General features: G+C 34.2%; 10 protein-coding genes. 7 read left to right on the top strand and 3 right to left on the bottom strand.

The genetic code is table 11. The features are described 5' to 3' along the window. Positions 1–13: 13 nt before the first annotated feature. Entirely contained in the window at positions 14–967 is a 954-nt protein-coding gene (locus IDG66_RS12950; RefSeq protein ID WP_001031880.1) for an L-lactate dehydrogenase, read from the bottom strand. A gap of 310 nt (positions 968–1,277) precedes the next feature. Further along, on the bottom strand, positions 1,278–1,385 hold the full coding sequence (locus IDG66_RS12945) for a hypothetical protein (RefSeq protein WP_001791329.1): 108 nt from the start codon (positions 1,383–1,385) through the stop codon (positions 1,278–1,280). Between the two features lie 154 nt (positions 1,386–1,539). On the opposite strand from IDG66_RS12945, the gene IDG66_RS12940 reads away from it, so the two are divergent. The 4 genes from IDG66_RS12940 to nikA all read left to right on the top strand — a co-directional run bounded on the left by IDG66_RS12940 (position 1,540) and on the right by nikA (position 5,070). Then, positions 1,540–2,685: a globin domain-containing protein gene (locus IDG66_RS12940; protein WP_000954808.1), complete on the top strand. Its 1,146-nt coding sequence runs from the start codon at positions 1,540–1,542 to the stop codon at positions 2,683–2,685. 25 nt (positions 2,686–2,710) lie between these two features. After that, positions 2,711–2,884 (top strand): hypothetical protein, encoded by a 174-nt coding sequence (locus tag IDG66_RS12935; RefSeq protein ID WP_000773989.1) that lies wholly within the window; start codon positions 2,711–2,713, stop codon positions 2,882–2,884. A 156-nt stretch (positions 2,885–3,040) separates the two neighbouring features. Then, positions 3,041–3,397, top strand: a complete 357-nt coding sequence (locus IDG66_RS12930) for a DUF488 domain-containing protein (RefSeq protein ID WP_000215216.1) — start codon at positions 3,041–3,043, stop codon at positions 3,395–3,397. 197 nt (positions 3,398–3,594) lie between these two features. Next, positions 3,595–5,070 (top strand): nickel ABC transporter substrate-binding protein, encoded by a 1,476-nt coding sequence (nikA, locus tag IDG66_RS12925; RefSeq protein WP_000669654.1) that lies wholly within the window; start codon positions 3,595–3,597, stop codon positions 5,068–5,070. A 313-nt stretch (positions 5,071–5,383) separates the two neighbouring features. On the opposite strand, the gene IDG66_RS12920 is transcribed toward nikA, so the two are convergent. Continuing rightward, positions 5,384–6,526 (bottom strand): PrsW family intramembrane metalloprotease, encoded by a 1,143-nt coding sequence (locus IDG66_RS12920; protein WP_010956622.1) that lies wholly within the window; start codon positions 6,524–6,526, stop codon positions 5,384–5,386. Between the two features lie 455 nt (positions 6,527–6,981). Between IDG66_RS12920 and fadX the strand changes: the two genes are divergently transcribed. The 3 genes from fadX to fadE all read left to right on the top strand — a co-directional run bounded on the left by fadX (position 6,982) and on the right by fadE (position 11,398). Next, positions 6,982–8,544 (top strand): fatty acid degradation protein FadX, encoded by a 1,563-nt coding sequence (gene fadX / locus IDG66_RS12915; RefSeq protein WP_000810036.1) that lies wholly within the window; start codon positions 6,982–6,984, stop codon positions 8,542–8,544. A 25-nt stretch (positions 8,545–8,569) separates the two neighbouring features. After that, the gene (gene fadD / locus IDG66_RS12910) at positions 8,570–10,075 is read left to right on the top strand and encodes a long-chain-fatty-acid--CoA ligase FadD (protein ID WP_001008399.1); all 1,506 of its coding nucleotides are present in this window, start codon (positions 8,570–8,572) and stop codon (positions 10,073–10,075) included. A 111-nt stretch (positions 10,076–10,186) separates the two neighbouring features. Beyond that, complete coding sequence (fadE, locus tag IDG66_RS12905) at positions 10,187–11,398, top strand: acyl-CoA dehydrogenase FadE (RefSeq protein ID WP_000142189.1); 1,212 nt, start codon at positions 10,187–10,189, stop codon at positions 11,396–11,398. The last annotated feature ends 18 nt before the right edge of the window (positions 11,399–11,416 follow it).

Here is an 11,416-nt window from a genome sequence, read left to right as displayed (position 1 = left end):
ATTTTATAAAAAGTTATTTAAGTTCTTCTGCTTCAGCCATAATATCTTTTAATGTTTTAGCTGAATGTGCGAACTTGCTTTGTTCTTCGTCGTTTAATGGGATTTCTACGACGTTGCGAATACCGTTTCTATTGATGACTGCTGGAACACCAATATAAACATCTTCTTCATCATATTCGCCTTCTAATAATGCTGATACAGTCAATACGGCATCTTCATTTCTGAAAATCGCTTCAGTAATTCTAGCTAATCCCATTGCAACACCATAATAAGTGGCACCTTTAGCTTGAATAATGTCATATGCTGCATCACGTGTTTGAACAAAAATTTGTTCAATTTGCGCTTTGCCCTCAGGACGTTGTTCAAGTAATGTCTTCAAAGGTTGACCCGCAATATTAGCGTGTGACCATACTGGTAATTCAGTGTCACCATGTTCACCAATAATTTGAGCATCGACGCTACGTGGCGCAACATCGAACGCTTCGCTTAACAATAATCTAAAGCGTGCAGAGTCTAAAATTGTACCAGAACCTATAACACGTTCTTTAGGTAAACCAGAGAATTTCCATGTTGCATACGCTAAAATATCAACAGGATTTGTAGCTACCAAGAAAATACCATCAAATTTTGATGCCATTACTTCACCAACAATTGATTTGAATATTTTCAAGTTTTTAGATACTAAATCTAAACGTGTTTCTCCAGGTTTTTGTGCAGCACCAGCACAGATGACAACTAGATCCGCATCATGACAATCACTGTATTCGCCAGCTTTCACACGAACTGTTGTTGGAGAATATGGTGTGGCATGTTTTAAATCCATAACATCTCCTCGAACTTTTTCAGTGTCTAAATCAATGATGACTAATTCATCAACAATGCTTTGGTTCACTAATGAAAATGCGTAGCTTGAACCTACTGCACCATTACCTATTAATACAACTTTGTTCCCTTTAAATTTGTTCATTACAAAAACTCCCTTATGATTAATTCACTAACATACGTGTAGTTTCAAATATGTTAGTTTAATGCTGCTTATTGACGATACAAAAACAAATAAACATCTCTTTTATTTTCAACGCATAACTTAAAAGGTCATGTGTCATCCGCTTTTAAGTTTGTGATTTATTTCACATATAAAATGTAACATACATTAAGTACTAGGTCAATATTAAATTGTGATTTATTTCACATTTCATTTTAATTTTTACACCTTTTTAATTTGTATACGATTACATCTTAGATGTCTTTAGTCTTCGTACTTCGCCAGTGATTATTTACACTTTCACATTTTTATTATCATGTTTACTTTTTTCTAAGAAAACAACAATGTTTTTTGAATTAGTCAAATAAATGCGCGCAATCGTCGGTGTGCAAACAGACAATTGTACACAATGCTTATTGATAAGTATTTAAAAAATTAAAAATGTCATACAATTATCAAATTTGCCATTTTATTTATATTTTCTCAAACTAATTAATTGAATATCGAAATTTTTAGTAGAATAATCAAAATAGACAGATTAAAGGAGGAGTATCATGCTTACAGAACAAGAGAAAGACATTATCAAACAAACAGTGCCTTTACTTAAAGAGAAAGGGACAGAAATTACGTCAATCTTTTATCCAAAAATGTTTAAAGCGCATCCTGAACTTTTAAACATGTTTAATCAAACGAACCAAAAACGAGGCATGCAATCTTCAGCATTAGCACAAGCTGTAATGGCCGCAGCGGTTAATATCGATAACTTAAGTGTTATTAAACCAGTCATTATGCCAGTCGCATATAAACACTGCGCACTACAAGTTTATGCTGAACATTATCCAATTGTGGGGGAAAATTTATTAAAAGCCATTCAAGACGTGACAGGATTAGAAGAAAATGACCCTGTCATTCAAGCTTGGGCAAAAGCATATGGCGTTATTGCGGATGTGTTCATCCAAATTGAAAAAGAAATTTATGATCAAATGATGTGGATAGGTTTTAAACCATTCAAAATTACCAATATTAAACAAGAATCTGAAGACATTAAATCATTTACAGTTGAAACTGAAGAATATGACTTTAGTGAATTTACACCAGGCCAATACATCACAGTTGATGTTTCTAGTGAAAAACTTCCATATAGAGCTAAACGTCACTATTCTATCGTATCAGGTGAAAAAAACCATTTAACTTTTGGCGTTAAACGTGATGTCACAACAGAACATGAAGGCGAAGTTTCAACAATTTTACACGATGAGATTAAAGAAGGCGATATGATTAATTTAGCTGCGCCTGTAGGTGGATTCGTATTAGAGAATACGACTGAACCACAACTTTTCTTAGGTTCAGGTATTGGTGTTACACCTTTAGTAGCTATGTATGAAGCTGCCTCTGCCAAAGGTTTAGATACACAGATGGTTCAAGTTGCTGAAAATGAACAACATTTACCTTTCAAAGACAACTTCAACAGTATCGCAAGCCATCATGACAACGCTAAATTATATACACACTTAAAAGATAAACAAGGCTATATTGGCGCTGAAGAATTACAAGCATTTTTAGCAAATAAACCTGAAATTTATATCTGTGGTGGTACAAAATTCTTACAATCTATGATCGAAGCACTTAAATCTTTAAATTACGATATGGATCGCGTACACTACGAAACATTTATTCCAAGACTAAGCGTTGCAGTATAACTGAGAAAAGAGGTTTAGTGCTCATATGAAACTTAATCAACGTTACGTAAAAGTATTTGCATTATATTTCGTAAGTATTGTTACTGCAAATATTATTGTTAAAAATAATAATTTAATTAAAACATTGATACAAACCATAGCCGGGTACACGGTCTTTGCAGTTGGTTTAAAGTATTTAACTAAACGTAAAAATAAATAACATATATACAAAAACAGCTATGACTTTACTTTGTCATGGCAGTTTTTTAATTGGGAGTGGGACAGTAATGAGATTTTCGCAAAATTTATTTCGTCGTCCCACCACAACATGCATTGATGTATGCTCACTGAATTTCATAAGAAAGGAGTTCACAAGATGACCGTAGATATTGGACGGATTTATGACAATAAAGATAATACCGACGCTATTCGTATCCTAGTCGATAGAGTCTGGCCGAGAGGTATTTCGAAAAGAACTGCTAACCTAGATTATTGGTTAAAAGACATTGCCCCTTCTACTGAGTTGCGACAATGGTTCCAACATGATCCTAAACTTTTTGGAGCTTTTAAAGAAAAATATGAAAAAGAATTACGTGATCAGGATGCACAAAAAGATGCTTTTGAAAAATTAAAGGATATTGTAAATCAGCATAATCATGTTCTATTGTTATATGCAGCAAAAGATACTAAACATAACCAAGCTGTAGTACTACAGCAGTTGCTCAATACTTAGGTATATATGTTTATCGTGAATCACTATAAATATCGCTAACTTCATTTCTAATATTTATTTTTAAAAAGCATAATTACTACAATTAATTGAACTTTAATGATTACTAAACTTGAACAATATTTTACTTTAACAAAATAAAGTTTTAAAATATTAATTGTTGGGTTTTACATAGTAATTAGAAAGAGAGTGTTAATGAAATGAAGTTTAAAAGACTAGCAACTATATTTTCAGCAGTATTAGTGTTATCAGGATGTGGCTCAATGCATTCATCTGGCAAAGACTTAAATATTTCGTTACCGTTAAAAACAAAGTCTATTGCACCTTATGAAACAGATGTACCAGTTAAGATTGGTGCTGCAGAATCATTATTTAAAACAAATGATCAAGGAAAAATAGAAAAAGCATTAGTGAAATCGTATCATCAACCAAATGATACAACGTTAGATATAGAATTAAAAGATAATATTAAATTTCAAAACGGTCAAAAATTGACTGCAGAAAAAGTGAAATCTAGCCTTGAAAATAGCATGAAAAAAAGCGACTTGGTCAAATATTCATTACCAATATCATCAATTACCGCTAAAGGTCAAAAACTGACAATTAAAACCAACTCCGCTTACCCTGAACTTGTATCTGAATTAGCTAATCCTTTTATGGCAATTTATGATACAGATGCTAAATCAGATGTTAATCAAACTCCTGTTGGTACAGGCCCTTACCAAATAAAAGATTATAAGCAATCTCGAAAAATATCATTGTCGAATTTTAAGGACTATTGGCAAGGTAAACCCAAACTTGATCATATTACTGTGACGTACCAAGAAGACGGCAATAATCGCGTCAGAAATTTAGAATCTCAAAAAGATGATTTAATAACTGATGTCCCAGTTAATAAAGTTCAAGACATAGAAAATAATCAAAATTTAAAAGTGTCAAAAGAATCTGGATTTAGAACTTCTTTACTTATGTATAATCATACTAATAAAAAAATGACTAAATCCGTTCGTGAAGCATTAGATCATATCATTGATAGACAAGGTATTGCAGATCATATTTATCAAGGTTATGCGAAACCTGCAACGAGTCCATTTAATGATAAAATTCCATATATTAAAGAACCTAAGTTAACCAAACAAAATATCGAACAAGCAAAAACGTTATTAGCTAAAGATGGTTATACAAAAGAACACCCTTTAAAAATTAAGTTAATTACGTATGACGGTCGTCCAGAGCTATCGAAAATTGCGCAAGTATTACAATCAGATGCTAAAAAAGCAAATATTGAAATCGACATTAAAAGTGTTGATGACATAGAAGGTTACTTAAAAGACCGTTCTGCATGGGATGCAACGATGTATAGTTTTGGGACAATCCCTCGCGGTGATACAGGTTATTTCTTTAATCAAGCATATAAAAAAGATGGTGCTATTAATAAAGGAGACTACAATAATAGCAACGTCGATGATTTAATTAATCAATTGAATCATACTGTAGATGTTAAGGAACGTCACAATATTTCTAATGATATTATTAAATTATCAAGTCGAGATGTACCAAACAGTTATATTGCTTACAACGATCAAATAGTCGCTGCTAACGCTAAGGTTAAAAATTATAAAGTAACACCTGAAGGTATCTATTTAATCGATTATCGAACAACGATTGAACGATAAGGGAGTGTGGGACATTGATTTATGTCTCAGCCCTGCTTCAACTATAAAAACCACGCCGAAGTCATCCAATATGATTATGGCGTGGTTTAATTTGCTTATATGATTGTATTAATTTCTGTTTGATGAATTTCAATAAAATGATTATTACATACTTTCAGTGAATCATGTTCATTTTATATAAATCTAATTGTCACTATTTGTTTAACGTGAAACACTTTTTTAACTCCGAAAAGTATTCCTATTCCACTCTTTTAAAGACAAATTATAAAAATAGCTTATGTCACAAACATATGAGCAACATAAGCTTTAATTATTATTCGTCTACTTTTTTCTGTTGTTCTTTAAATTCTTTCTGCAGTAAATTCACTTGTTTTAAACCTGCCCCCATTAAAATGAATACAAGTATCCACACAATAACGATTAAAATAAATATTTTTAACGTATCACTGCCAAGTACAGTTAAAGATGTATCCCAAATGCCATGTAAACCAACGGCTGATAAAAAGAATATTAAAAAGCGTTTATCAAAAATATCTTTGAATTCAAAGCCATGCTGTTCTTTCGCAATAACTATTGCAGCACCAACAATCGCTGACCAAACTAAATGACCACCAATCGCAGTCCACGCACGTGTGAAGACAATATCTAATAATGGGACATTTTCCCCTAAAGCGAAATTCAAAATATAACCTGCTGATTCAAAAACTGCGAACCCTGCACCAATAGCAGCACCGATTAATAATCCATTCAAAATCTTATTTGTTTTCAATTTATTGACGAAATAAACAATAATGAGTGCTTTTCCAGTTTCTTCAACTAATCCTACTAAAAATGCATCGAAAAATGTTAAAGAACCAAACCTTTCGAATTGATCACTAAAAACGACAAATCTATATAATAACATCGTACTTAGTAATGAAAATACGCCGCCAATAAAGAACATGATAATAACTTCAAAAATGCTAATATTTTTAAACGCATTTGATTCATAAAAGAAGAACAAACCCGATAATGGTACTGTTAAAGCCCCTATAAAAATGAGACCCGGAATCGCGTTAGTGTTATTAAAAATCGCTGCCATGACCCATAATCCAATAAATGTTACTGTGAAAGCGATGAATACTCGAGAAAAGAGCCATGGCTTCCCCCATTCTTCTGATATGTCACAAATTGCTGGCGTAGTTTTAGCAGTACCCGCTATAAATATTTCATCTGCTTCGTTTTTAGTATGCGGCTTAAATACTTCAGAAAACATATCTTTTAAATTAAGATTTAAGCTTTCATCATTGCCGGCTAGTCTACCGATTGATTTGGTTGCATTATCAAATAAACTTCTTGCTTCGGTTTTTAAATCTGCATTTTGCGCTGTTTCATGCGCTTTGGCTTCCATTTGTTTATTGATAGATTCATTATGTATGTCGGACGTCTTAGTTGATTGTGTACTTGCTGATGACATCCCCTCTTCACCTGTATTAGGTGCAACTGATTGCGTTTGTGTTGTCTCTTCTTTTTCTGTATTTCTTCGATGATTAAGACCTTCCATAGACTTACCTACTTTCACTTTTCATAATAAAACTATTTTAATTTAATATTGATGGATTTTCCATATTTTAATATAAATACTTTGTTCGATTGGGCGCTTTGTATTTCATATTTAAAAATCAAAACCTATTTAACTTTTTATATTCCGAGCAATATTTTTATATAAGTATTTTAATGATATTCAATTCATTACAAACCCTTGATATTACAATTGTTATCAACCATCAAAATGTGTCTATACTGTGTCTATTATCAGAATAAAAAGATATTTCTAATTGATTTTAAACGTCGTTATGTTATATTTCTTGTAAGGGTTTACACAAAGTGTAAAAACGCTATATTTTATCAAATGTGATGGAGGTGACTTGCTTGAAACAAATCACATGGCACGACTTACAACATATCATTAAAGATGGTGATGTGATTGGTTTACCAGCATTAGCTGTAGCCAACTTACCCGCCGAAGTTCTACGTGCTGTGTTAGCGCAACATGACACATATCATACGCCCAAAGATTTAACGTTTATATTAGCGAATGATATCCATAGTTTAGGTGCCGCACCGGATTTAGATGATTTTATAGAACGTCGCATGATTAAACGTGTCATTATGAGCATTTTAACGGCTTCTTCCAAAACGGCACAAGCAATGAAAAATAATGACATTGAAGCTTATTTTTTACCACAAGGTATCATTGCAACTCATTATCGTCAGAGTAATCAATTATTACCTGGAGTTATTACTAAAATCGGATTAAACACAGCTGTTGATCCTAGATACGGTGGCGGTAAAGTAAATACACGAACAACTGATGATTTAGTTTCATTAGTAACCATCAACGATGAAACATACTTACATTACACATTCCCTAGCGTTGATGTGGCACTACTGAGAGGAACATACGCAGATCAACAAGGTAACATTTATTTAACTCAAGAAGCGTACTTGAGCGAGTGTTATCATGTCGCATTAAACGCGAAAGCCAATCATGGGAAAGTTATTGTACAAGTTAAAGCTTTAGTTGACGGATATCAACTAAAACCGAATGAAGTTGTTATCCCAGGAAATCTTGTCGATTATGTATACGTCACAGAAGATGAAAAGAATCACCGCCAAGTAATTCAGAGTCATTATTTACCAGCCTTGTCTGGAGAAGAACGAATTGATGGAATACCTGAACCCGCATTACCTTTTAATAGTCGCAAATTGATTCTCCGACGTGCTGCTCAGTTTTTAACTTATGGCGATACAATTAGCATCGGTTATGGCATCAATAATGAACTCTCTAATTTATTGCACGAAGAATGTGTTGAACATGATGTGCAACCGATTTTAGATGTTGGCATTTTCGGTGGATTCGTTGGGAGTCGTGAACATTTTGGTATGAATTACAATGCAGATGTGCGCATGCCTCATGATCGAGCATGGGATTTTATTTATAACAATGGTGTATCAGTTGCCTATCTTAGCTTTGCTGAGGTTGATCAATACGGCAATGTCAACGTGTCTTACTTCAATGACCGACTAAATGGATGTGGTGGCTTTATAGACATTACGCAATCTGTAAATAAAATTATCTTTTCAGGTACTTTTGTAGCTGGCAGTCATGTCTCATGCCATAATCAACGATTAAACATTGAAACTGAAGGACAAAACCAGAAATTTGTATCAGATGTGAGCCATATCGACTTTAATGCACAATATTCACAATCACTCGAGCAAGAAGTCTATTTTGTTACTGAGCGTGCAGTATTCGAACTCACCAATCAAGGCTTGAAACTAATTGAAATTGCACCAGGTCTTGATTTGCATAAAGATATTTTGAATCAAATGGCTTTTAAACCAATTATTGCTGATCATTTAAAATTAATTGATACCAGCATTTACAAAGAAAAATGGGGACAACTTAAACAATCAATTCATAAAGTATGAAAGTGAAGCTAAAGGGGGTATACTAATGAATTTCGATTGGATAAAAACGCGTTCAGACTTCGATGATGACAAGCCTGCCGTTATTGATCACGCAAAACAAACATCTTGGACATACCAACAACTCAATGCACGCGCTGATAATATGGCACATTATTTAACATCTCAAGGTGTTAAAAAAGGCGATGTTATCGGTATTTTTGCGCCAAATGATATTGCAATATTAGATTTATTGTTTGCTTGTTTTAAAACAGGTGCGGTTTTTTTACCATTGAATTGGCGGCTTAACCCAAAAGAAATTGCAGCCATTGTGGAAGATGCACAATTAAAACTGCTCTTCTATGCTGAAAAACATTTAAGTTCACTCACCGATATTGACCAAAACTTATTGCATATGGATATTGATGTAGCGCAATATGATGAAATCGTAAATCCAGATTATCACCAACCTTTTCAAGCAACACCTGTCGAACCACAAGATCTTGCAGCATTAATTTATACAAGTGGTACAACCGGATCACCTAAAGGTGTGATGTTCTCATATGAATCATTTGTTCATAACGGTGCAAACCTAGAGCTGACGTATAAGTTCAATTCAAACTATATTACGATTGTATCAACACCAATGTTCCATGTTTTAGGGTTTAACGATACTGTATTACCAGTATTGATGTCAGGTGGCACACTTATTCTTCAACGTTACTTTAACGGCGAAGAATTGAATGACATGATTGCACAATATCACCCTACATTTATTATCATGATTCCGACAATGTATTATAGTACGCTACGTGCTAGTAATTTTAATCCTGAAAATTTTAAAGCTATGGATTATATCATCCAAGGTGGTTCACAACCATTACCAAGTATCCAAGCAGCTTTTAAACAATATGGCATAAACATTATTAACGGCTATGGTTTAACTGAAGCACCTCTTGTACTTGTTAATACACCGGAAAATTCAAAACGTAAGCCAATGAGTATTGGTAAAGCAGTCATGTTCGTTGATGCACGTATCCTTGATGATAACGGTGAGGAAGTACCTACTGGTGAGATTGGCGAACTTGCAATTAAGGCTAAAAATGTCACGCCAGGATATTGGAATAAACCAGCAGAGACTGCCAAAGCATTTCATGGTCGTTATTTATTAACTGGTGACTTAGCGAAGATGGACGACGATGGCGATATATTTATTATTGAACGCAAAAAAGAATTAATCATAACTGGTGGCGAAAATGTCTTACCATCCGAAGTCGAAAATGCTTTAGCTGAGCATCCACTAGTAGACCGGTGTGTGGTCGTTGGCTATGATCATCCAAAATATGGTGAATCAATTGCTGCAGCCATTATACTTCGCGAAGATGAACCTCATTACGCTGAAATTTTAGATCAACATATGCGAAGTCGTTTAGCAGGTTATAAAGTCCCAAGAATGTATGTACCAGTGACACATATGCCGTTAAACAGTACGCAGAAACCAGATAAACTTGCGATTCGACAAATGATGAATGACAAAGTCTCACAAACACTTTAAAGGTGATAAAAATTTTTGACATTTAGTGTAAGCGTTTACAAATAAAGCGTGTTGTTTTTGAATTAAATGCATTTCACATTAGTATTCATATTATTTTTAGGAGGAATTTATATGACATTTGAAAAAGAAACGGTCTTAAAAACATTATTTCCTGAAGATGTACTTAGTATTGCTAAAGGTTTAACAGACGGTGAAGTCGAATTTTTACAACAAGTAGATTCATTGCTAGAAAGTAAGTACCGTGAAAATATTAATCAACATTGGATAGACGCTACTGTACCCGAGGACTATTTTAAAGATCTGGGAGAATTAAATTATTTTAACAATCCATTACTTTACAAGGATCGTCCAAACGCCAAAATGCCTAGTCAACTATTTCAGTTTTTCATGTCTTACCTACTCGCGCGATTTGATATTTCCTTAGCTACCCTACTCGGTGTTCACCAAGGTTTAGGGCATAACACTTTCTATTTCGGAGGTAGCAAAGAACAAATTGCGAAATATGTACCTAAATTACAGTCACATGAACTGCGTACATGCTTTGCTTTAACTGAACCAGAACACGGTTCGGACGTTGCGGGAGGTCTTGAAACAGTCGCTGAACGCCAGGGCGATACTTGGGTTATCAATGGTGAAAAGAAATGGATTGGTGGTGCACATGTATCTGATGTCATTCCAGTATTCGCAGTAAATAAAGAAACTGGCAAACCCCATTGCTTTGTAGTCAGACCAGAACAAGATGGCGTCGATATTGAAGTCATTGATAATAAAATCGCACTTCGCATTGTTCCTAACGCCCTAATTAAATTAACTAATGTCAAAGTAGATGAAGCGGATCGCTTACAAAACATAACAAGCTTTAAAGATATTGCCAAAATTCTTTATTCAACGAGAGCAGGCGTTGCTTATATGGCTACAGGTGGTATGGCTGGCGCTTTACGTGCCACATTAGATTATGTCACTGAGCGTAAGCAATTCGGCAAACCAATTAGTAAATATCAGTTAATACAAGAAAAGCTAGCAATGATGCAAGGTAATTTAGCTCAAGCAATGGCAACATGTGCTCAATTAGCTAATATGCAAGCACATGGTGAATATGACGAGGTTGCAACTTCAACGGCGAAGATGATGAATGCCTTACGTTTGCGTGAGACAGTAGCTATGGGCCGTGGTATTACAGGTGGTAATGGCATACTAGCTGACGATTATGATATTGCACGTTTCTTCTCTGATGCAGAAGCGATTTACACGTACGAAGGTACACATGAAATTAATGCCTTAGTAATTGGACGCGCTTTGACTGGAGATTCTGCTTTCGTATAAATAGCAAAGAATTATATG

This window comes from Staphylococcus sp. EG-SA-18, assembly GCF_017151825.1.
Lineage (GTDB): Bacteria > Bacillota > Bacilli > Staphylococcales > Staphylococcaceae > Staphylococcus > Staphylococcus aureus.
This window is presented reverse-complemented; position numbering and strand designations above follow the sequence as displayed.

Bases quoted from the DNA above. Each gene is read 5' to 3' on its own strand.
- fadE (WP_000142189.1), top strand. From the start codon at position 10,187: ATGACATTTGAAAAAGAAACGGTCTTAAAAACATTATTTCCTGAAGAT.
- IDG66_RS12920 (WP_010956622.1), bottom strand. From the start codon at position 6,526: ATGTCATCAGCAAGTACACAATCAACTAAGACGTCCGACATACATAAT.
- IDG66_RS12930 (WP_000215216.1), top strand. From the start codon at position 3,041: ATGACCGTAGATATTGGACGGATTTATGACAATAAAGATAATACCGAC.
- fadD (WP_001008399.1), top strand. From the start codon at position 8,570: ATGAATTTCGATTGGATAAAAACGCGTTCAGACTTCGATGATGACAAG.
- IDG66_RS12935 (WP_000773989.1), top strand. From the start codon at position 2,711: ATGAAACTTAATCAACGTTACGTAAAAGTATTTGCATTATATTTCGTA.
- IDG66_RS12950 (WP_001031880.1), bottom strand. From the start codon at position 967: ATGAACAAATTTAAAGGGAACAAAGTTGTATTAATAGGTAATGGTGCA.
- nikA (WP_000669654.1), top strand. From the start codon at position 3,595: ATGAAGTTTAAAAGACTAGCAACTATATTTTCAGCAGTATTAGTGTTA.
- IDG66_RS12940 (WP_000954808.1), top strand. From the start codon at position 1,540: ATGCTTACAGAACAAGAGAAAGACATTATCAAACAAACAGTGCCTTTA.